Source organism: Butyricicoccus sp. AM27-36, assembly GCF_003480945.1.
Lineage (GTDB): Bacteria > Bacillota > Clostridia > Oscillospirales > Butyricicoccaceae > Agathobaculum > Agathobaculum butyriciproducens.
Genome location: NZ_QUJR01000004.1, coordinates 128,342 through 148,244, shown reverse-complemented (window position 1 = coordinate 148,244; position 19,903 = coordinate 128,342). Strand labels below are relative to the sequence as shown.

Annotated in this window: 23 protein-coding genes and 1 other annotated feature; of the genes, 20 read left to right on the top strand and 3 right to left on the bottom strand. The window is 55.7% G+C overall.

From position 1 onward, the window contains the following. Window positions 1-162: 162 nt before the first annotated feature. From rpsJ to pheT, 17 genes are all read left to right on the top strand, one after another. On the top strand, window positions 163-474 hold the full coding sequence (rpsJ, locus tag DW724_RS07265) for a 30S ribosomal protein S10 (protein WP_054326972.1): 312 nt from the start codon (window positions 163-165) through the stop codon (window positions 472-474). A 126-nt stretch (window positions 475-600) separates the two neighbouring features. After that, window positions 601-1,296, top strand: coding sequence for a 50S ribosomal protein L3 (gene rplC / locus DW724_RS07260; RefSeq protein ID WP_117491440.1), 696 nt, complete (start codon window positions 601-603; stop codon window positions 1,294-1,296). A gap of 18 nt (window positions 1,297-1,314) precedes the next feature. Next, complete coding sequence (rplD, locus tag DW724_RS07255) at window positions 1,315-1,938, top strand: 50S ribosomal protein L4 (protein ID WP_110435212.1); 624 nt, start codon at window positions 1,315-1,317, stop codon at window positions 1,936-1,938. Further along, window positions 1,938-2,231, top strand: coding sequence for a 50S ribosomal protein L23 (gene rplW, locus DW724_RS07250; protein WP_110435211.1), 294 nt, complete (start codon window positions 1,938-1,940; stop codon window positions 2,229-2,231). Before rplD ends, rplW begins: the two co-directional genes overlap by 1 nt. A gap of 271 nt (window positions 2,232-2,502) precedes the next feature. Continuing rightward, window positions 2,503-3,336, top strand: a complete 834-nt coding sequence (gene rplB, locus DW724_RS07245; protein ID WP_118478294.1) for a 50S ribosomal protein L2 — start codon at window positions 2,503-2,505, stop codon at window positions 3,334-3,336. Window positions 3,337-3,354: 18 nt separating this feature from the next. Continuing rightward, entirely contained in the window at window positions 3,355-3,636 is a 282-nt protein-coding gene (gene rpsS, locus DW724_RS07240) for a 30S ribosomal protein S19 (RefSeq protein ID WP_110435209.1), read from the top strand. 17 nt (window positions 3,637-3,653) lie between these two features. Further along, window positions 3,654-3,989, top strand: coding sequence for a 50S ribosomal protein L22 (gene rplV / locus DW724_RS07235; protein ID WP_118478296.1), 336 nt, complete (start codon window positions 3,654-3,656; stop codon window positions 3,987-3,989). Between the two features lie 13 nt (window positions 3,990-4,002). Beyond that, entirely contained in the window at window positions 4,003-4,770 is a 768-nt protein-coding gene (gene rpsC / locus DW724_RS07230) for a 30S ribosomal protein S3 (protein ID WP_116704663.1), read from the top strand. Next, a complete protein-coding gene (gene rplP / locus DW724_RS07225) occupies window positions 4,770-5,195 on the top strand; it encodes a 50S ribosomal protein L16 (protein ID WP_110435206.1) in 426 nt (141 codons plus the stop codon). Before rpsC ends, rplP begins: the two co-directional genes overlap by 1 nt. Next, window positions 5,195-5,395 (top strand): 50S ribosomal protein L29, encoded by a 201-nt coding sequence (gene rpmC / locus DW724_RS07220; RefSeq protein WP_110435205.1) that lies wholly within the window; start codon window positions 5,195-5,197, stop codon window positions 5,393-5,395. The genes rplP and rpmC overlap by 1 nt, the downstream gene beginning before the upstream one ends. A gap of 18 nt (window positions 5,396-5,413) precedes the next feature. Continuing rightward, a complete protein-coding gene (gene rpsQ, locus DW724_RS07215) occupies window positions 5,414-5,671 on the top strand; it encodes a 30S ribosomal protein S17 (protein WP_054326963.1) in 258 nt (85 codons plus the stop codon). 12 nt (window positions 5,672-5,683) lie between these two features. Continuing rightward, a complete protein-coding gene (gene rplN / locus DW724_RS07210; RefSeq protein WP_116704662.1) occupies window positions 5,684-6,052 on the top strand; it encodes a 50S ribosomal protein L14 in 369 nt (122 codons plus the stop codon). Between the two features lie 15 nt (window positions 6,053-6,067). Continuing rightward, window positions 6,068-6,385: a 50S ribosomal protein L24 gene (gene rplX, locus DW724_RS07205; protein WP_110435203.1), complete on the top strand. Its 318-nt coding sequence runs from the start codon at window positions 6,068-6,070 to the stop codon at window positions 6,383-6,385. Window positions 6,386-6,404: 19 nt separating this feature from the next. After that, window positions 6,405-6,950, top strand: coding sequence for a 50S ribosomal protein L5 (gene rplE, locus DW724_RS07200; protein ID WP_117555184.1), 546 nt, complete (start codon window positions 6,405-6,407; stop codon window positions 6,948-6,950). A gap of 14 nt (window positions 6,951-6,964) precedes the next feature. After that, entirely contained in the window at window positions 6,965-7,150 is a 186-nt protein-coding gene (locus DW724_RS07195; protein ID WP_110435201.1) for a type Z 30S ribosomal protein S14, read from the top strand. Between the two features lie 721 nt (window positions 7,151-7,871). Continuing rightward, window positions 7,872-8,106, top strand: a binding site (T-box leader). Between the two features lie 181 nt (window positions 8,107-8,287). After that, window positions 8,288-9,307: a phenylalanine--tRNA ligase subunit alpha gene (pheS, locus tag DW724_RS07190; RefSeq protein ID WP_110435200.1), complete on the top strand. Its 1,020-nt coding sequence runs from the start codon at window positions 8,288-8,290 to the stop codon at window positions 9,305-9,307. 187 nt (window positions 9,308-9,494) lie between these two features. Continuing rightward, a complete protein-coding gene (pheT, locus tag DW724_RS07185) occupies window positions 9,495-11,903 on the top strand; it encodes a phenylalanine--tRNA ligase subunit beta (RefSeq protein WP_118761092.1) in 2,409 nt (802 codons plus the stop codon). A gap of 67 nt (window positions 11,904-11,970) precedes the next feature. Here the strand turns inward: pheT and DW724_RS07180 are convergent, their stop codons facing one another. Further along, a complete protein-coding gene (locus DW724_RS07180; protein WP_118761091.1) occupies window positions 11,971-13,719 on the bottom strand; it encodes a copper amine oxidase N-terminal domain-containing protein in 1,749 nt (582 codons plus the stop codon). A 145-nt stretch (window positions 13,720-13,864) separates the two neighbouring features. Between DW724_RS07180 and DW724_RS07175 the strand changes: the two genes are divergently transcribed. Then, window positions 13,865-14,692 carry a polysaccharide deacetylase family protein gene (locus tag DW724_RS07175; RefSeq protein ID WP_118761090.1) on the top strand — a complete coding sequence of 276 codons (828 nt, stop codon included), beginning with the start codon at window positions 13,865-13,867 and terminating at the stop codon, window positions 14,690-14,692. Window positions 14,693-14,820: 128 nt separating this feature from the next. Here the strand turns inward: DW724_RS07175 and aroF are convergent, their stop codons facing one another. Together aroF and DW724_RS07165 are read right to left on the bottom strand one after the other, a co-directional pair. Then, entirely contained in the window at window positions 14,821-15,837 is a 1,017-nt protein-coding gene (gene aroF / locus DW724_RS07170) for a 3-deoxy-7-phosphoheptulonate synthase (RefSeq protein ID WP_118728918.1), read from the bottom strand. Between the two features lie 190 nt (window positions 15,838-16,027). Next, the gene (locus DW724_RS07165; protein WP_118761089.1) at window positions 16,028-16,711 is read right to left on the bottom strand and encodes a peptidoglycan recognition protein family protein; all 684 of its coding nucleotides are present in this window, start codon (window positions 16,709-16,711) and stop codon (window positions 16,028-16,030) included. 708 nt (window positions 16,712-17,419) lie between these two features. Between DW724_RS07165 and speD the strand changes: the two genes are divergently transcribed. Together speD and DW724_RS07155 are read left to right on the top strand one after the other, a co-directional pair. After that, window positions 17,420-18,184 (top strand): adenosylmethionine decarboxylase, encoded by a 765-nt coding sequence (speD, locus tag DW724_RS07160; protein WP_110435194.1) that lies wholly within the window; start codon window positions 17,420-17,422, stop codon window positions 18,182-18,184. Between the two features lie 256 nt (window positions 18,185-18,440). After that, on the top strand, window positions 18,441-19,898 hold the full coding sequence (locus DW724_RS07155; RefSeq protein WP_118761088.1) for an aminotransferase class I/II-fold pyridoxal phosphate-dependent enzyme: 1,458 nt from the start codon (window positions 18,441-18,443) through the stop codon (window positions 19,896-19,898). The last annotated feature ends 5 nt before the right edge of the window (window positions 19,899-19,903 follow it).

Genomic DNA, 19,903 nt, shown 5'->3' with positions numbered 1-19,903 from the left:
CTTACGTTTCTTATCGTGACCGGATTGTTGCGCTGCGGAGTCAGTGCGCCCGGTTATTTTCATGCCTGTTGCGTGATACGCACGGCGGAGTTGCAGTTTCTCTCCGTAGCGAGTCAAAACATTATTTAATGTATGGCACACATACGAGGAGGAAATTCCACAATGGCAAACGCACAGAAGATTCGCATTCGCCTGAAGGCGTATGATCACGAGCTGATCGACCAGTCCGCAGAGAAGATCATCGAGACCGCTAAGCGCAACGGCGCTAAGGTTTCCGGCCCGATCCCGCTGCCGACCGAGAAGCAGATCGTTACCATCCTGCGTGCTGTTCACAAGTACAAGGATTCTCGTGAGCAGTTCGAGCGCCGCACCCACAAGCGCCTGATCGACATCATCAACCCGAATCAGGCTACTATCGAGGCTCTGACCACTCTCGACCTGCCGGCTGGCGTCGAGTTCGAGGTTAAGCTCTAATTTAAGTTAACAAGCTGACCGGATTAACCCACCGGCGGTTTGAAGCCCTGCCGCGACACGCGCGGCGAGGTCATGTTGGCGGTCAAATGCCGTCAACCAATAACCTTTAAGGAGGAAAAACAAATGCTGAACAAAGCAATCATCGGCAAGAAGGTCGGTATGACCCAGATCTTCAATGCTGACGGCAAGGTTATTCCCTGCACCGTAATCGAAGCAGGTCCTTGCGTTGTAACTCAGCTCAAGACCGAAGAGAAGGACGGCTACAATGCTGTACAGTTCGGTTTTGAGGATGTTAAGGAAGCTCGTCTGAACAAGCCCCAGAAGGGTCACCTGAAGAAGGCTGGCGACTCCCTGAAGAAGTACCTGAAGGAGTTCCGTTTTGAGGACTGCACTCCGTTCCAGCTCGGCGATGTTGTTAAGGCTGACATGTTCGTTACCGGCGATTATGTTGACGTTACCGGCACTTCCAAGGGCAAGGGCTACGCTGGCGTAATCAAGCGCTTCAACGCATCCCGCCTGAAGGAAACCCACGGTACCGGCCCTGTACACCGCCATGCGGGTTCTATGGGCGCTTGCTCTGATCCGTCCAAGATCATGAAGGGCAAGATGATGCCGGGTCATATGGGCGCTGAGCAGGTTACTGTTCAGAACCTGGACGTTGTAAAGGTTGACGCTGAGCTTAACCTGATCGCCGTTTGCGGCGCAGTTCCGGGCCCGAAGGGCGGCATCGTAGTGCTGAAGAACACCGTTAAGAACAACAAGGTTGCCAAGGGCGAGGCTGGCATCAGCAAGAACCCGCAGAAGGCTTCCGCAAGAAAGTAAGGGAAGGAGGAGCAAATCATGCCTACAGTAGCAGTTTTTGATATGACCGGTAAGAAGACCGGCGAGATGGAGCTGAACGCGGCTGTTTTCGGTATCGAGCCGAACATGACCGTTGTACACGCTGCAGTAAAGAATTATCTGGCTAACCAGCGTCAGGGCACTCAGTCCACGCTGACCCGCGCCGAGGTTCGTGGCGGCGGCATCAAGCCGTGGCGTCAGAAGGGCACCGGCCGTGCTCGTCAGGGTTCTATCCGCTCTCCGCAGTGGACCCATGGTGGTATTGCCCTCGGCCCGAAGCCCCGTTCCTACAACTACAGCCTGACCAAGAAGACCAAGCGTCTGGCTATGCTGTCCGCTCTGTCTGCAAAGGCAGCAGCAGGCGAGATCATCGTAATCGATGGCCTGGATATGGGCGAGATCAAGACCAAGTCCTTCGTTGGTTTCCTGAACGCAGTTGAGGCAACCGGCAAGAGCCTGGTAGTTACTCCGGAAGTTCGCACCAACGTAGTTAAGTCTGCGGCAAACATCCCGGGCGTACGCACCACGATCGCGTCTACCCTCAATGTATACGACATCCTCAATGCTGACAAGTTCATCATCGACAAGGCAGCAGTTGAGAAGCTGCAGGAGGTATACGCATAATGAAGTACGCATACGACATTATCAAGAAGCCGATCATCACCGAGCGTTCCATGATGGGCGCACAGGACAACAAGTACACCTTCGAAGTAGCGATCGATGCCGGCAAGGTAGAGATCAAGAAGGCTGTAGAGGAGATCTTCGGCGTTAAGGTTGCCAAGGTTAACACCATCAAGCTGCCGGGCAAGTGGAAGCGCATGGGCGTTCACGTTGGCAAGCGTTCCGACATCAAGAAGGCGATCGTAACCCTGACCGCTGACTCCAAGAAGATCGAGATCTTCGAGAACATGATGTAAAAACCACTTCGGCTGCTAAGGCGAGCCTGAGTGTTCCCGCGAAGCGGGTTTTCAATAGAATCTGCTTGCAGATTCATAAAAACCGGGAGCATGTATCACGGTTTTTATACAAGAGCGAAGAAAAGTTTCGCTGGTCGGAACTTTTCGCAGCCTTGGTTTCATCCGCGCTGTGCACGGTGGAACCTCTCTCGTTTGAAAACGTGTTTTCAAACGAAGTAATTGTATGGGGAAGCCACCCCGATAATAACGTATCAAGGAGTTGAAATTCCAAATGGCTATCAAGACTTTCAACCCGACGACGCCCTCGCGCAGAAATATGACTGTGCTTTCCTACAAGGGTCTGTCTAAGGTGAAGCCCGAGAAGAGCCTTCTCGAAAAGGTCAAGAAGACCGCTGGCCGCAACAGCTACGGCCGCATCACCGTTCGCCACATCGGCGGCGGCAACAAGAAGAAGTACCGTATCATTGACTTCAAGCGTCAGAAGCTCGACGTTTACGCCGAGGTTAAGACCCTGGAGTATGATCCGAACCGTTCCGCTAACATCGCTCTCATTCAGTACGAGGACGGCGAGAAGGCATATATCCTCGCTCCCGAGGGCCTGAAGATCGGCGACAAGGTCGTTTCTTCCAAGGATGCCGACATCAAGCCCGGCAACTGCCTGCCGGTTGAGAACATTCCGGTTGGTACCATGATCCACAACATCGAGCTGTACCCGGGCAAGGGCGCACAGCTGGTTCGTTCCGCAGGCGTCGGCGCTCAGCTGATGGCTAAGGAAGGCGGCAAGGCAATGGTTCGTCTGCCCTCCGGTGAGCTGCGTTACGTCCGTCTGGACTGCAAGGCTACCATCGGCGTTGTTGGTAACTCTGATCATTCTAACGTACAGCTGGGTAAGGCTGGCCGTACCCGTCATCTGGGTATCCGCCCGACCGTTCGTGGTTCTGTAATGAACCCGTGTGATCACCCGCACGGCGGCGGCGAAGGCAAGAGCCCGATCGGTCGTCCGTCTCCGGTTACCCCGTGGGGCAAGCCGGCTATGGGTTACAAGACCCGCAAGAAGAACCACCGCACCGACAAGCAGATCGCTCGTCGTCGCAACGGCAAGTAAGAAAGGAGTTATCTTAATATGGGCAGAAGTGTTAAGAAAGGCCCTTTTGTGGCTCCTGAGCTTATCAAAAGAGTCGTTGAAATGAACGAAAAGGGCGAGAAGAAGGTCCTCAAGACCTGGTCCCGCGCTTCCACGATCTTCCCTGAGTTCGTCGGTCATACTATCGCAGTACACGACGGCCGCAAGCACGTTCCGGTATACGTTACCGAGGACATGGTTGGTCACAAGCTGGGCGAGTTTGCTCCCACCCGTACCTACAAGGGTCACGCGGGCAGCAAGACCTCCAATAACGGCAAGTAAGGAGGAGTTAAAGTAACATGGAAGCAAGAGCTATTGTACGCAACGTACGCATGACCCCGCGAAAGATCAAGCTGATCTGCGATCTGATCCGCGGCAAGGATGCGGGCGAAGCTATGGCCATCATCATGAATACCCCCAAGGCAGCATGCGAGCCGATGGAGAAGCTCCTCAAGAGCGCAGTTGCCAATGCCGAGAACAATCACGGCATGAACACCGACAAGCTTTACGTTAAGGAAGTTCACGTCGGTCCCGGTCCGATCATGAAGCGCGTTATGCCGCGTGCACAGGGCCGTGCATTCAGAATCCTCAAGAGAACCTCGCACATCACGCTGGTTCTTGGCGAGAAAGAATAAGGGAGGGTAATCAATGGGCCAGAAAGTAAATCCGAACGGTCTCCGTGTCGGCGTTATCAAGAATTGGGATTCCCGTTGGTTCGCTAAGGACAATGTGTTCGGCGACCTCCTCGTGGAAGACTACGAGATCCGTAAGGATCTGAAGAAGCGTCTGTACGACGCAGGCGTTCCGGCGATCGAGATCGAGCGCAAGAACGACGAAATCAAGATCATGATCCAGTGCGCACGTCCCGGCATGGTTGTCGGCCGCGGCGGCGAGGACATCAAGAAGCTCGAAGAAGAGCTGACCAAGAAGTACGGCAAGAAGGTTCGCTGCTCCATCATCGAGATCAAGAACCCGGACACCAACGCTACCCTGGTTGCTGAGAACATTGCAGCTCAGCTCGAGAAGCGCATCGGTTTCCGCCGTGCAATGAAGCAGTCCATGGGCCGTGCAATGCGCATGGGCGCCAAGGGCATCAAGGTTTCCTGCGGCGGCCGTCTGGGCGGCGCGGAAATCGCACGCACCGAGCATTACCACGAGGGCACCATTCCGCTGCAGACCCTGCGTGCGGACATCGACTATGGTTTTGCTGAAGCTGCGACCACCTACGGCCGCATCGGTGTTAAGGTATGGATCTACAAGGGTGAGGTTCTCCACGGCGGTCCGCGTCTGGGTCGCTCCATTGAAGCTCCGAAGCCGGCATTCGAGCGCCGCGATCGTCGCGGTGACCGTCGCGGCCGTCGTGACTTCAACCGTGGCGAGCGTCGTGCTCCCCGTCAGGAAGGAGGCAACCGTTAATGCTGCTCCCTAAGAGAGTTAAGTATCGTCGCGTTCATCGCGGCCGTATGACCGGCAAGGCTACCCGCGGTAACTTCGTATCGAACGGTGAGTTCGGTATCCAGGCTACCGAGCCGTGCTGGATCACCTCGAATCAGATCGAGGCAGCCCGTATCGCTATGACCCGTTACACCAAGCGTGGCGGTCAGGTATGGATCAAGATTTTCCCCGACAAGCCGGTTACCAAGCATCCGGCTGGTGCTCGAATGGGTTCCGGTAAGGGCGCACCCGAGTACTGGGTTGCAGTAGTTAAGCCGGGCCGTGTACTGTTTGAGATCGCAGGCGTTTCCGAGGAAGTTGCTCGTGAGGCACTGCGTCTGGCAAGCCACAAGCTGCCCTGCAAGACCAAGTTCGTTGCCCGTGAGAAGAATGGCGGTGAAGCATGATGAAGGCATCTGAGATCAGAGAACTGACGGCTGAGGAGCTGTCTGCAAAGCTCGGTGAGCTGAAGAAGGACCTCTTCAACCTCCGTCTGCAGCTCGCTACCAATCAGCTCGACAACACCAACAAGATCAATGAAGTCAAGCACGACATTGCTCGTATCAATACCGTTATCCGCGAGAAGCAGATCGCGGAGAAGGCATAAGGGAGGGAAACGAATATTATGAGCGAAAGAGCATTACGCAAAACGCGAGTAGGCAAGGTCGTTTCCGATAAGATGGATAAGACCATTGTCGTAGCAATTGAGGATCGTGTAGCACATCCTCTGTACAAGAAGGTTATTCCGCACACCTATAAGCTGAAGGCACATGACGAGAACAACGAGTGTGGCATCGGTGATAAGGTTAAGGTGATGGAGACCCGTCCGCTGTCCAAGGACAAGCGCTGGCGCCTGGTCGAGATCATCGAGAAGGCAAAGTAAGGAGGAGAGCACATGGTTCAGCAGGAAAGCTTTCTGCGTGCAGCTGACAACAGCGGCGCAAAGGAACTGAAGGTAATCCGTGTTCTCGGCGGCTCCGCACGCAAGTACGGCAACATCGGTGACGTAGTTGTTTGCTCGGTGCGCAAGTGCACCCCGGGCGGCGGCGTAAAGAAGGGCGATGTCGTTAAGGCAGTTATCGTCCGCACCGTTAAGGGCCTGCGCCGCGCTGACGGCAGCTATATCCGCTTTGACGAGAACGCTGGCGTTATCATTCGTGATGACAAAAACCCCCGCGGCACCCGTATCTTTGGGCCTGTCGCTCGTGAGCTGCGTGACAAGGATTACATGAAGATCCTGTCGCTTGCTCCGGAAGTACTGTAAGGAGGTCGCCAACAAATGAACAATTTGCACGTTAAGACGGGCGACACCGCAGTCGTTCTTTCCGGCAAGGAAAAGGGCAAGCGCGGCAAGATCCTGTCCGTAAACCCGAAGAAGGGTATGGTAGTAATCGAAGGTGTGAACATGATCAAGTGCCACACCAAGCCCCGCCGTCAGGGTGAAACCGGCGGCATCATCGAGCGCGAGGGTGCGCTGCGTGCCTGCAAGGTAATGCGCGTATGCCCGAAGTGCGACAAGCCGACTCGTGTAGCGCACAAGTTCACCGAGAACGGCACTAAGCTGACGGTGTGCAAGCACTGCGGCGAAACGCTTTAAGAAGAGGAGGTTGCAATAAATGGTTCCGAATATGAAAGCAAAGTATACTGCGGAAGTTGCGCCTGCTCTGATGAAGAAGTTTCAGTACGAGAGCGCAATGCAGATCCCGAAGCTCGACAAGATCGTAATCAACGTCGGCTGCGGTAAGGAAGCAAACGGTAACTCCAAGGTTATCGAGGCTATTGTCCGTGATATCACCCTGATCTCCGGCCAGAAGCCGATCATCACCCACGCTAAGAAGTCCATCGCAAACTTCAAGCTGCGTGACGGCATGCCGGTAGGCGTTAAGGTAACCCTGCGCCGTGACCGCATGTGGGAGTTCCTGGATCGTCTGTTCAACGTAGCTCTGCCGCGTGTACGCGACTTCCGCGGCATCAACGGCAACGCATTTGACGGCCGTGGCAACTACGCTCTGGGTCTGAACGAGCAGCTGATCTTCCCGGAAATTTCCTACGATCAGATCGACAAGATCCGCGGCATGAACATCGTTATCTGCACCACTGCAAATACCGATGAAGAAGCAAAGGAGCTGCTTACTCTGATGGGCGCTCCGTTTGAGAAGTAAGGAGGAGAAGTTAAATGGCTAAGAAGTCGATGGTTCTCAAGCAGCAGGCTAAGCCGAAGTTCTCCAGCCGAGCTTACAACCGCTGCAAGATCTGCGGCCGTCCGCACGCTTACCTGCGTGATTTCGGTATCTGCCGTATCTGCTTCCGCGAGCTGGCTTACAAGGGCCAGATTCCGGGTGTCCGCAAGGCATCCTGGTAAGGAAGAGCGATTTCAAAAAGGAACCCGTAAGGGTTCCTTTTTTTATGCTTTAACGGTGGGCAGAGACCATTTCTGCACCGACTTATCGGGGCACGCGAACTGCGTAAGCGGGTTCGCCCCTAACGGGCGGCAGCCTTTTTCAGCACCGGCTGAGCGGGGTACGCGAACTGCCGCAGGCGTGTTCGCCCTTTCCGGGCGGAGAGTTTTTCGCTGCACCTCAGCGGGGAGTGCGCTGACGCCGCGCGGGCGCACAAGAGGGTAGACACCTGCGGTTTCCACCCTCTTGTGAATCTCCCCTTTCCCTTGGAGAGTCTGGCGCAGATTTCCTATATGTGACCGCTGCGAAAAAAGGAACGATAGAGGATTTTTCCTACCGTAGGGGAGCACAGTGTGCTCCCATTTCTCTACCTATTCGCAGTGCCAGACAGTTTACTGCTACACAGGCGGTTTACTCTACGCAGGCGCGACACAAGATGAATTGCCCGAAGGGCAAGAGAGGGTTCCCTGGGGGATGACAGTGTCGCGCAACGCTTTTGTGTGTTGTTACGGACGGCACCTGCGGGTTTAATAATTGGTACAATCTATCTCGTAGGGTGCGCCGACCTCGGCGCACCGACAAACAAGGGAAAACATCACGTTAAATCTTCATTTTAACGAAAAAATCCGGTTTTCCTCTTGCATTTTCCTGCAAAATGTGTTTTAATAATTCTGTTATGAATATTCCAATGCGATGAGCAGGAAAAGTAACGCTGTGTTCCTCTTTCTCAGAGAGAACGGTCCCATGGCTGCAAGCCGTTTATCGAGGTATGGCGCGAAGTTCCCCTGTGAGCACCGGTGTTGAATAGATGCAGTAGGCGCCGGCGAAGTAACGCTCCGTTACCGGCGTTCAATGAGTGCCCGATTTTTTTCGGGAATCAGGGTGGTACCACGGAAGTTTTACGCCTTTCGTCCCTATTTTACGGGGACGGAAGGCGTTTTTTATTACCACTGTAATGGATGATACCCGTAGGGCGCGACGACTCGGCGCGCCGCATCGAACGGCAGCTGATGATTTCAGACGGCGTGCCGAGGTCGTCACGCCCTACGAACTATCCGCCTTCACTCTATCACAAAATCACATTCCAAAGGAGAATTGGTATGAAAGAAAAGCTGCAAGGCATTTTGCAGACCGCGAAGGAGCAGCTCGCTGCCGCGAAGGATTCGCGCGCGCTGGACGAGGCCCGCGTTAAGTTCCTCGGCAAAAAGGGTGAGCTGACCGCGCTGCTCAAGGGCATGAAGGACGTTGCTGCAGAGGAGCGTCCGGTTGTTGGTCAGCTGATCAACGACGTTCGTGCGGAGATCGAAACCATCATTGACAAGCAGAAGAAGCTGATCGAGCAGGCTGCGCTCGAGAAGAAGCTGGAGGCTGAGACCATCGACGTTACCCTGCCGGGTGAGGATGTTGTCATCGGCAAAAAGCATCCGCTGAACATCGTGCTCGATGAGTTCAAGGAGATTTTCCTCGGTCTGGGCTTCTCGATCGCTGAGGGTCCGGAGGTTGAGCTGGATCACTACAACTTTGAGGCGCTGAACATTCCGAAGGATCATCCGGCACGCGACACGCAGGATACCTTCTATATTTCGGATAACGTTGTGCTCCGCACGCAGACCTCTCCGATGCAGGTCCGCACGATGGAAAAGCGCAAGCCGCCGATCCGCATTATTGCGCCGGGCCGTGTTTACCGTTCGGACGCCGTTGACGCAACCCACTCTCCGCTGTTCCATCAGATCGAGGGTCTGGTTGTCGATAAGGGCATCCGCATGAGCGACCTGAAGGGCATCCTCGAACTGTTTGCAAAGAAGCTGTACGGCGAGGACACGGTTGTTCGTTTCCGTCCGCATCACTTCCCGTTCACCGAGCCGTCTGCGGAGATGGATATCCAGTGCTACCGCTGCCACGGCGAAGGCTGCCCGCTCTGCAAGGGCGAGGGCTGGATCGAGATCCTCGGCTGCGGCATGGTTCACCCCAAGGTGCTTGAGATGAGCGGCATCGACCCGAATGAATACTCCGGCTACGCCTTCGGCATCGGTCTGGAGCGTATGGTTATGGGCCGTTTCAAGATCGACGATATCCGTCTGTTCTATGAGAACGACGTTCGATTCCTGCACCAGTTCTAAACCTGCACCCGTAGGGCGGGATGACCTCATCCCGCCGCACTCTCCCGCATGTTACAAGCGATACGTATTATCGTAGGGCGCGACGACCCCGGCGCGCCGCTCGTAAGTATATGCAGGCGGCAAATACGGCGCGCCGAGTCGTCGCGCCCTACGGACAACAATAACACCAAAAGGAGTGTTCCTATCAATGAAACTGCCATTATCCTGGCTTTCGGATTATACCGATATGACCGGCATCACCCCGAAGGAGTATGATGCCAAGCTGACTATGTCCGGCTCCAAGGTCGAGGAGGTTTACTACCTCGGCGCGGAGATCGACAACGTTGTTACCGGCAAGATCCTCGAGGTTGTCGATCACCCGGATTCCGACCATCTGAAGATTTGCCAGCTCGATGTCGGCAAGGAGGAGCCGGTGCAGATCGTCACCGGCGCACCCAATGTAACGCCTGCGTCCGTTGGCGAGATCTGCCCGGTCTGCCTGCACAAGTCCACCCTGCCGGGCGGCGTGAAGATCACCAAGGGCAAGCTGCGCGGCGTGCCGTCCAACGGCATGATGTGCTCGTTCCAGGAGCTGGGTCTGTCCCACGGCTGCGTACCGTATGCGTGCGAGAACGGCATCCTGTTCCTGCCGGCCGGCACCCCGGTTGGCGAGGACATCAAGAAGGTGCTCGGTCTGGACGACTGGGTTTCCGATTTTGAGATTACGTCCAACCGCCCGGACTGCCTGAGCGTGATCGGTCTGGCCCGCGAGACTGCGGCTACCTTCGACCGTCCGTTCAGCGTCAAGACCCCGGAGGTAAAGGGCGTGGGCGGCGATATCAACGAGTATATGTCGGTTGAGGTTAAGGATACCGACCTGTGCCCGCGCTACATCGCCCGCATTGTCAAGAATATCAAGATCGAGCCGTCTCCGGCGTGGATGCGCGAGCGTCTGCATGCCTGCGGCGTTCGTCCGATCAACAACATCGTTGATATCACCAACTATGTTATGCTCGAGTACGGCCAGCCGATGCATGCGTTCGACTACAAGTGCCTGTCCGACGGCCGCATTGTTGTCCGCCGTGCCCGCAACGGTGAGTCCATCCAGACTCTGGACGGCGTAGATCACGACCTGAGCGACAAGATGCTCGCCATCTGCGACAACGACAAGCCGGTTGCTGTTGCAGGCGTTATGGGCGGCGCAAACTCCGAGATTATGGACGACACCAAGACCGTCGTTTTCGAGTCCGCAAACTTCCACGGCGCTACCGTTCGTATCACCGCAAAGGCGCTCGGCATGCGTACCGAGGCCTCCGGTCGCTTTGAGAAGGGCCTTGACCCGCGCATGACCCTCGATGCGGTCAACCGTGCGTGCGAGCTGGTGGAGCAGTTGGGCGCAGGCGAGGTCATCGACGGCATTATCGACGTTGACAACTCCGACCCGAACCACAAGCGTCTGCCGTTTGAGCCGGACAAGATGAACGCGCTGCTCGGTCTGGAGCTGTCCACGGAGGAGCAGGTAAAGCTGCTCGAGAAGCTGGGCTTCAAGATCGAGAACAACGAGGTCGTTGTGCCGTTCTTCCGCACCGACATCAACCGTATGTGCGACGTAGCCGAGGAGGTTGCCCGCATGTACGGCTACGACAAGATTCCGACCACGCTGTATGCCGGTGAGATGGTACAGGGTGAGTTCACGCCGGCTCAGCAGGCGGAGCGCGCTGCCGCGCTGGTTTGCCGCGAGGCGGGCTTTGACGAGTCCATGAGCCACTCGTTCATCTCTCCGAAGTTCTACGACATGATCGGCTGGGACGAGAACGACCCGCGCCGTATCTCCACCACCATCCTCAACCCGCTTGGTGAGGATTTCAGCGTGATGCGTACCACCGTGCTGCCGTCCATGCTGGATAATCTGGCGCACAACCACGCACACCGCAACCCGACCGCTTCGCTGTACGAGCTGGGCACCATCTACACCCCGACCGTCAAGGATGGCAAGGCTGACCCGGACGTACTGCCGCACGAGGAGAAGATCCTGACCCTCGGCAGCTACGGCCGCCTGTCGTTCTTCCAGTTCAAGGGCGCCATCGAGGCGCTGCTGCGTGAGCTGAACATCAAGGGTGCGTCCTTCGCTCCCGAGAAGGCCAACCCGTCCTATCACCCGGGCCGCTGTGCCAAGGTGCTCATTGACGGCAAGGAGATCGGCGTATTCGGCACCATTCATCCGACCGTTGCCGCACGCTACGGCCTGTCCGGCGAGGTGCTCGCTGCCGAGCTGCAGATGGACGCGCTGCTGGCCGCCATCGACCCGGAGAAGCTGTATCATCCGCTGCCCAAGTTCCCGGCATCCACCCGCGATATCGCGGTTCTGGTTGATGATGCCGTTCCGGCGGCTTCCATGCAGGCCGCTGTTGAGAAGGCGGCAGGCAAGCTGCTTGAATCCGTCAAGCTGTTTGACGTTTACAAGGGCAAGGGCATCCCGGAGGGCAAGAAGTCCGTGGCTTATTCGCTGTCCCTGCGCGCACCCGACCGTACCCTCACCGATGAGGAGTGCGACAAGGCAATGCGTGCCGCTATCTCGGCGCTCGAGACCGAGTTCGGCGCTCAGCTGCGCGGCTAAGTTTCGAAAAAGTACAAAAAAGAGCAGATGCTTGGCATCTGCTCTTTCTTTATGGTTTTATACTGCGTTATCCGAGAGAACCGTCCGGATTGACAGAATCCCAGTCATTGGAATAATCATGCTGCGTCCATTCGACGATTTTGTCGCCTGCAGGCGGCGTGTTTTTCGGCTCGACACTGGATTCGGTCGTGGTCAGTGTGATATCGAGCGACAGAATGCCGGTGTTCTTGGTGTGGTAGGTCGCGTTCAATTTGCAGTTCTGCACACTGCCGGAGAACGTCAGCACGGTTTTGGTGGTGTTCCAGCTATCGGAGCGGCTTTCGAGCGTGCCCGAGAACGAGCCGTCCGCCGTGTTCAGCGTGTAGCTGCCGGTCATGGTTTGCCCGTAGTCGTCATTCTGCTTGTCGAGCTTTGCCGTGTAGCGCGAGCCGCTTGCGGTGAATTGTTCATCGCCCAGCAGGTCGTTCAGGCGGTTTACGTCATTCTTTATGTTGCGATAAAAATCCTCCCAGCCAAGCTCATATGCGGTCACGTTGGATTCGTTCGAGGCAACGATACGTTCGCCCACCGAGGCAAAGGTATTGTTCTTCAGAATCTTCAGATTTTCGCTGAACAGAGCGCCGAATGTGCTGTCCGCCCAGTTGATGTGCAGCCACGCGCCGTTCGACAGCGCCTTGAGATCGGCGTCGTCCGTTTTGTCCATCGCCAGAATCTTTGCCACGGCAGGGCACTTCAAATACAGGTCGCCGCTGTCCGCGCTGCATAGGAGCTCGAGCTTGACGTTGCTCAGCGCACTGCGCAGGAGGGCTGCCTGTGCGGCGGTGAGTACGTCATCCGCCTGCGAATCGCCGAGGAAATAAGACGCCAGCACGCGCAGATCGACGGTCACGGTCGCTTCAATGGCTTGTCCGTTCGCCAGAATTTCGGCTTTGACATCGACCTTGTAATCCTTGTTGCCGTCGATGGTGTCGAAGGCGGTGTACGCCGCGCTGATCGTCGCCACCGTGCGCAGCGTCTTGGCGTTTTCGGTGGACGGCTGCGCCTTGATCCACTTGTTGAGCACGGTAAACTTGCTGTCAATGTCGTTTACAAGCGCCGCGCGGTCATACAGCACGGCGGTCTGCATATCCTGATCCCACTGCACGGTCAGTCCGAACGCTTCCGCGAAAAAGCGCACCGGAACATAGGTGCGTCCGCCTTTTTTGTACGGCGCGGTATCAAGCTGCACGGTTTTGACGGTTTTGCCCGCGCTGTCCGTGACGGTAAGCTGCTTGCCGCCGAGCGCGAACGACAGCGTTTCGCCGCCCTTTTTCGCGGTGATTTTTCCGGCGTCATATGTGACCTCGGCGCCGAGCACCTCGGCAATGGCGCGGAAGGGAACCATCACGCGCCCGTTTACCTTTTCCGGCTGTGCGTCCGCAAAGTGGACATACGCGCCGTTGAGCTGCACGGAAGTCTGACAGCGGAGTTCGTATTCCTCGGCGATTGTCATGTTGTACGCCGTTGCACGATAGCATTCCTCTAAGTCATCATTCCACCCAAGGGACATATCCTCCAGACTGCCATAACCCCAGTAATCGACTGCGATATTGGGATCCTTGAGGATGGCTTCCCAGTGCTGTCGATAATGGTCGCTGAGCGTATCATAATCGAAAATGCCGTAGCCCGGTCCCTCATCCATGTACTCCTCAGCGCTGTCACACCCGAACTGCTTGTACATCGGCGGGGTGGTGTCCAGCGCGAGTGCACTCGGCGCAGAGCCTGCCAGCAGCAGTGCCGCCAGTGCCGCAGAGGCAAATCGTTTCATCTTTTTCATGTCGTAACCCCCTCATGTTGGTGTTACTACCATTGTACAGGAAATCGGTAGGGGTTGTCTACCTGTAACCTGCCGCAAATTGGCAGAGAAAAATCGGCATATTGCCCATGCAGCCGCATAGGGTAGAGCAAGGGAGGGCACTGCTATGTTTATCACGATCACACGCACGGGTCTGCGCCGAATCGGTGTGGGACTTAGCGCTTTTGCGGTTCTGACTGCGGTTTTCATTCTGTTTCCGCGCGAAAATGCTCAGCCGGCAGCCGCCGAACAGGCATCTCACGCATCTGTCAGTGACTGGGGATTATCGTTCCAGACCGAGGGACAGCCGCCGGTCGGTAATGTCTCCGCCGAGGAACTGCGGCAGTACAACGCGTTTTACGTCGGTGATACGAGCAAAAAGACCATCTACCTGACGTTCGACGCGGGCTACGAGAACGGCTGCACGCCTGCTATTCTGGATGCGCTCAAAAAGCATAACGCGCCTGCCTGCTTTTTCGTGGTGGGAAACTTTATTGATACCGCACCGGATCTCGTAAAGCGCATGGCCGCAGAAGGGCATATTGTGGGCAATCACACGCTGCACCATCCGGATATGTCCGGCATTGCGGATAAGAGCGCGTTTACGGCGGAGCTGAACGGTCTTGCGGAGAAATACACCGCGCTGACCGGTCAGCCGATGCAGAAATTTTATCGTCCGCCGCAGGGCAAGTTCAGCGAGGAGAATCTCCGGCAGGCGCAGGAGCTGGGGTATACCACGGTTTTCTGGTCGCTCGCGTATGTGGACTGGTATACGGATAATCAGCCGACCGATGAGCAGGCATTCTCCAAGCTGCTTCCGCGGATACATAACGGGGCCATCGTGCTGCTGCATTCCACCAGTGAGACCAATGCGAGGATTCTCGATGAATTGCTGACCAAGTGGGAGAGTGCGGGTTATGCCTTTGGCTCGCTGACAGACCTTACATCCGGCTAAACCGCAGGGGGCGGCAAGGTATACATTTATAGATGCAGGAAGAAGATGAAACGATTCCTTTTCCATTCTCCGCTGCAAACAAAAACCCTCTCTGGATTTTCAGAGAGGGTTTTGTGCATTGTTTGCTTTTACGGCATCATGGTGCGGCCTTCAAACTCGGCGCGGCGCTTGATGTCCTTCATGACGGTATCAAACTGGTTGAGGTCGAGCGACTGCGCACCGTCGCAGAGGGCGTGTGCGGGATCGTTATGCGCCTCGATGATCAGGCCGTCAGCACCGGCAGCGATGGCTGCGCGGGACAGCGGCTGCACCATATCACGGCGGCCTGCTGCGTGGGACGGGTCGATGATGATGGGCAGGTGGCTGAACATTTTAACCAGCGGAACAGCGGAGATATCCAGATTATTGCGGATCAGCTTCTCAAAGGTACGGATGCCGCGCTCGCACAGGATAACATTGGTATTGCCGCCTGCGAAAATGTACTCGGCAGCCATGAGGAACTCCTCCATGGTGGCGGACAGACCGCGCTTGAGGAGGATCGGCTTGTTGCAGCGGCCCAGCTCCTTGAGCAGCATGAAGTTCTGCATGTTGCGGGCACCAAGCTGGATGATATCCACATCCGCGAACAGGTCGAGGTGCTTTTCACTCATGATCTCGGTGACGATCGGCAGACCGGTCTGACGCTTTGCCTCGAGCAGCAGCTTGAGACCCTCGGCCTCCAGACCCTGGAACGAGTACGGGGAGGTACGCGGCTTGAATGCGCCGCCGCGCAGGAAGGATGCACCGGCAGCCTTGACGCGCTCGGCACACTCGACGATCTGTGCTTCGTTCTCGACCGAGCACGGACCTGCCATAACATTGAAGTAGCCGGTGCCGATCTTGCGGCCCGCAACCTCGATGATCGTGTCCTCGGGATGGAATTTGCGGTTGACGGCCTTAAACGGCTCGGTCACGCGCTGTACACGCTCGACCACGTCATACGCCATAATGTCCCTTTCATCGAGCCGGGTCGTGTCGCCCATCAGGCCCAGGATGGTGGTATCTGCGCCCTCGGAATAGTTGATCCGCAGCCCCATATCCGTGAAATGCTGCATCAGTTTTTCGACATGTCCTTTGTCGCTGTTTTGCTTGAGTACAACGATCATTTCAGTTCACTCCTTCGCAATGTGATAAATTTTAAGTAGGATTGGATATACGCTTGATTTTTCAGCTTTTTTACAGCGTACGATTTGAAGTATACCATATCAGAGGGCAAAAAGAAAGAGCGATTTACGACAAATCGCCCTTTGATTTTCCACGCTTTTTGCACGTGGTTGCATTCTGCTAACCGGATGCTTACGATGCGTTTGCCGCCTCATCGGCCTTCAGCTCCTTGTATTTGGCGGTTACTGCGCTGCAGAATTCATCCCAGCGGCCGCTGTTGATGAGGGTGGACGGGCAGATTTTGCCCGAAAAGTCCTGATGCTTTTTCAGTGCCTTGGACGGATTCAGGTCGTACTCGATCAGCAGCCGCGCGCACAGCTTTTCGGTGTTGATGAGCGTCTGTTCGTAGTTGCCGTCCGAGTTGACGCACATTTCAATGCCGATGCCGTTCATGTTGCCGCCGTTCTTCTCCATGCCGTCGCCTGCGTGGTAGGCAGTCTCATCATCCGGCAGATGGTGGTAGATCTCGTGATCGTCCACCGTGTAGTGCCACGAAACAATGCCCTCCTCGGCGTTGGCGTTCTGGTGGATGAACGAGTTGTGCGCGGCCGCATTTGCGCCGGTGCCGGTGTTGTCGGTCTCGTGGATGACAAGATACTTGATCTCGCGCTTTTGTCCCGGACGGGCGCGTGTGCCCTCGGGAAGAAAGTCGGTCAGCACCGGAATATCCTCAATGTAGGTCAGACCGGCGTCGGTCTGCGGCTCGCGGAACACGATCCTCTGTGTCAGCATGCCCGCCGCAAACGACACGATCATCAGTCCGACTGTCAGCATCAGGCTGACCCGAAGTCCCTTGCTTCTCTTTTTGCGTGCCATGATTCACCTTGTCTTTTCAGAATGATATCGTCTTGCTTTTTCCATTGTACTACGTTTTACGCGATTTTTCAAAACAAAGACTGTAAACTTTTTGTGATGGCGACACCGTATATGCGGATTCGGTATCAAATTCGTAAAATTTGCAAGATGAACTTGCATTTGTACTCAGATTCCCTTATAATAAAAGTTATTCGGAGAGGCGAAGCCTTTCAGCAGAATTTCTTTGACCGCCCGGTTTCTGCGCGAAAACGGTGCTAAGGCCATACGGACAGCCGGGTCAAATGCCGAAACTGGCAACTTTGTTGCCTTATTGAATTTTATAAGTTGGCTGACTAAAAGCCGTGTGCCGCGGGCGCATCACACTTGTGAAACGATCAATAAGAGTACAAAGGCAACACCGTACAATTAAGACTGCGGCGCTTTGCGGAAATTTTGCCCCCTGATTTCGTTGTGATTTTTTGCAATACAGCAAGTATTGCCGCACAACCACGCCTTATCAGAGCACAAAATTTACTCGCAAATCGCTCTTGCTTCATTATGCGGTATTGCCTAAAAGTAACGATTCTTGCTATATAGACTCTTTCCTCTTCCATAAAACCTACGGAATGTGCAGAAGCATCTGCAAAAAGAGAACGATCATCCTCAAGTGAAAGCGTACCGTGTGTACCCCTTTCGCCTGGGGATTTTTTGGTATTGTGAGGATATGAAATGCAGAACAAGCTCAAACTTTACGGGTTCAACAACCTGACCAAGGCGCTGTCCTTCAACATTTATGATGTCTGCTACGCAAAGACCGAGCGCGAACAGCGTGACTACATCAAATATATCGACCAGCAGTACAACTCCGAACGACTGACCGGCATTCTCGAGCGGGTAACCGAGATGATCGGTGCGCATGTGCTGCACATTTCCAAGCAGGATTACGACCCGCAGGGCGCCTCGGTAACCTTTCTCATCGCGGAGGAGCACATGAAGCCGGCCCTTGAGCCGGATACCATCGTCGCGCACCTCGATAAGAGCCACGTTACCGTGCATACCTATCCGGAGTACCATCCGGATACCTGCCTTGCCACCTTCCGCGTGGATATTGACGTTGCCACCTGCGGTGAGATCACGCCGCTGTCTACGCTTGATTACCTCATCGGCTCGTTCGATTCGGATATCATCACCATGGACTACCGCGTGCGCGGCTTTACCCGCGATATCGAGGGCAAAAAGCTGTTCATGGATCACCATATGACGTCCATTCAGGACTTTATCGACCCGAAAACGCTCGAGCGGTACGACGCATACGACATTAACGTGTACCAGTCCAATCTGTTCCACACCCGTATGCTGCTCAAGGAGGTCGATCTGCAGAACTACCTGTTCAACACCGACATCTATGAGCTGCCGCCCAAGACCAGACTCAAGATTCACTCCGACCTCAGACGAGAGATGATTGAGATATTTTCGGGCAAGAACATCTACTGATTTCGATTGAAAATACATTTTCAATCGAGAAAGACAAACCGAACGATGTTCGGATTTGTCTCACAATAAAGGGGAGGCCAGTGGCTTCCCGCGTAAGCTGTCTGCTCAGGATAAAATGGGCGCACACTGTGCGCCCCTACGGTGACGTTTGTACCGATGGTAAATCGTAGGGGCGAACATTGTTCGCCCACACAACGTAAAAGAGTTACCAAACTCCTGACTGTAAAAAAGTTTTCATTACAAAGAGGGTTATATAATGGATCAATCCCGTGCGCCAATTATGGAGGCGCTCGAAAACTTCAAAGACATGCGCATTGTGCCGTTTGATGTACCCGGCCACAAGCGCGGACGCGGCTCGCCGGAATTAACGAAATTCCTCGGTCAGCAGTGCATGACGGTGGACGTCAATTCGATGAAGCCGCTCGACAATCTGTGCCACCCGACCAGCGTTATCCGCGAGGCCGAGGAGCTTGCCGCGGATGCGTTCGGTGCGGCGCACGCCTTCCTGATGGTGGGCGGCACGACGAGCAGCGTACAGGCGATGATTCTCTCCGTGGTCAAACGCGGCGACGAGATCATCCTGCCGCGCAACGTGCACCGCAGCGTCATCAATGCGCTCGTGCTGACCGGTGCGATTCCGGTTTACGTCAACCCGCAGATGAACGACCGGCTGGGCATTTCGCTCGGCATGTCGGTCGCGGATGTGAAGGCCGCCATTGAGAAGCACCCGTCCGCGAAGGCGGTGCTCGTCAACAACCCGACCTATTACGGCATCTGCTCGAACATTCGGGAAATCGTAAGGCTCGCGCACGCGGCGGGCATGAAGGTGCTGGCCGATGAGGCGCACGGCACGCATTTCTACTTCGGTGAAAATATGCCGGTCTCCGCGATGGCGGCAGGCGCGGATTTGGCATCCGTTTCCATGCACAAGTCGGGCGGCTCGCTCACGCAGTCGAGCTTTCTGCTGTGCGGCCCATCGATGAACGCGGAGCACGTTCGCCAGATCATCAACCTGACGCAGACGACCTCCGGTTCGTACCTGCTGATGGTCAGCCTGGATATTTCGCGCAAGAACCTTGCACTGCACGGCAAGGAGATTTTCCGAAAAGTCGTTGACCTGACGACCTACGCCCGCGAGGAGATCAACGCCATCGGTGACTACTACGCCTACGGCAGTGAGCTGATCAACGGCGACACGGTATACGACTTCGACACAACCAAGCTGGCGGTAAACACGCTGGATGTTGGTCTGGCGGGCATCGAGGTGTACGATATTCTGCGCGACTTTTACGATATTCAGACCGAGTTCGGCGATCTCGGCAATCTGCTCGCCTATGTTTCGGTGGGCGACCGTGAGCGCGACCTCGAACGTCTGGTAGCCGCTCTGGCGGACATTCGCCGCCGCTACAAGCGCGACAAGGCGACGCTCATGCGGCAGGAGTATATCTCTCCGCAGGTGGTCGCCGGCCCGCAGGAGGCGTTCTACGCGGACAAGAAGGCCATGCCGCTCGAGGAGTCGGTCGGACGCATCTGCGCGGAGTTTGTCATGTGCTATCCGCCCGGCATCCCGATCCTCGCGCCCGGTGAGCGTATCACCCGCGATATTCTTGATTATATTCGCTACGCCAAGGAAAAGAACTGCATGCTGCTCGGCACCGAGGACCCCGAGGTGAACAGCCTGCAGGTCATCCGCGGCGTGGTCAGCCCGGAATAAAAGGA

Coding starts and splice junctions, on each gene's coding strand:
- aroF (WP_118728918.1), bottom strand. CDS start 15,837: ATGATCGTTGTACTCAAGCAAAACAGCGACAAAGGACATGTCGAAAAA.
- pheT (WP_118761092.1), top strand. CDS start 9,495: ATGAAACTGCCATTATCCTGGCTTTCGGATTATACCGATATGACCGGC.
- pheS (WP_110435200.1), top strand. CDS start 8,288: ATGAAAGAAAAGCTGCAAGGCATTTTGCAGACCGCGAAGGAGCAGCTC.
- DW724_RS07180 (WP_118761091.1), bottom strand. CDS start 13,719: ATGAAAAAGATGAAACGATTTGCCTCTGCGGCACTGGCGGCACTGCTG.
- rplP (WP_110435206.1), top strand. CDS start 4,770: ATGCTGCTCCCTAAGAGAGTTAAGTATCGTCGCGTTCATCGCGGCCGT.
- rpmC (WP_110435205.1), top strand. CDS start 5,195: ATGAAGGCATCTGAGATCAGAGAACTGACGGCTGAGGAGCTGTCTGCA.
- speD (WP_110435194.1), top strand. CDS start 17,420: ATGCAGAACAAGCTCAAACTTTACGGGTTCAACAACCTGACCAAGGCG.
- rplV (WP_118478296.1), top strand. CDS start 3,654: ATGGAAGCAAGAGCTATTGTACGCAACGTACGCATGACCCCGCGAAAG.
- rplN (WP_116704662.1), top strand. CDS start 5,684: ATGGTTCAGCAGGAAAGCTTTCTGCGTGCAGCTGACAACAGCGGCGCA.
- rpsQ (WP_054326963.1), top strand. CDS start 5,414: ATGAGCGAAAGAGCATTACGCAAAACGCGAGTAGGCAAGGTCGTTTCC.
- DW724_RS07155 (WP_118761088.1), top strand. CDS start 18,441: ATGGATCAATCCCGTGCGCCAATTATGGAGGCGCTCGAAAACTTCAAA.
- rplE (WP_117555184.1), top strand. CDS start 6,405: ATGGTTCCGAATATGAAAGCAAAGTATACTGCGGAAGTTGCGCCTGCT.
- DW724_RS07195 (WP_110435201.1), top strand. CDS start 6,965: ATGGCTAAGAAGTCGATGGTTCTCAAGCAGCAGGCTAAGCCGAAGTTC.
- rplD (WP_110435212.1), top strand. CDS start 1,315: ATGCCTACAGTAGCAGTTTTTGATATGACCGGTAAGAAGACCGGCGAG.
- DW724_RS07175 (WP_118761090.1), top strand. CDS start 13,865: ATGTTTATCACGATCACACGCACGGGTCTGCGCCGAATCGGTGTGGGA.
- rpsC (WP_116704663.1), top strand. CDS start 4,003: ATGGGCCAGAAAGTAAATCCGAACGGTCTCCGTGTCGGCGTTATCAAG.
- DW724_RS07165 (WP_118761089.1), bottom strand. CDS start 16,711: ATGGCACGCAAAAAGAGAAGCAAGGGACTTCGGGTCAGCCTGATGCTG.
- rplB (WP_118478294.1), top strand. CDS start 2,503: ATGGCTATCAAGACTTTCAACCCGACGACGCCCTCGCGCAGAAATATG.
- rpsS (WP_110435209.1), top strand. CDS start 3,355: ATGGGCAGAAGTGTTAAGAAAGGCCCTTTTGTGGCTCCTGAGCTTATC.
- rplW (WP_110435211.1), top strand. CDS start 1,938: ATGAAGTACGCATACGACATTATCAAGAAGCCGATCATCACCGAGCGT.
- rpsJ (WP_054326972.1), top strand. CDS start 163: ATGGCAAACGCACAGAAGATTCGCATTCGCCTGAAGGCGTATGATCAC.
- rplX (WP_110435203.1), top strand. CDS start 6,068: ATGAACAATTTGCACGTTAAGACGGGCGACACCGCAGTCGTTCTTTCC.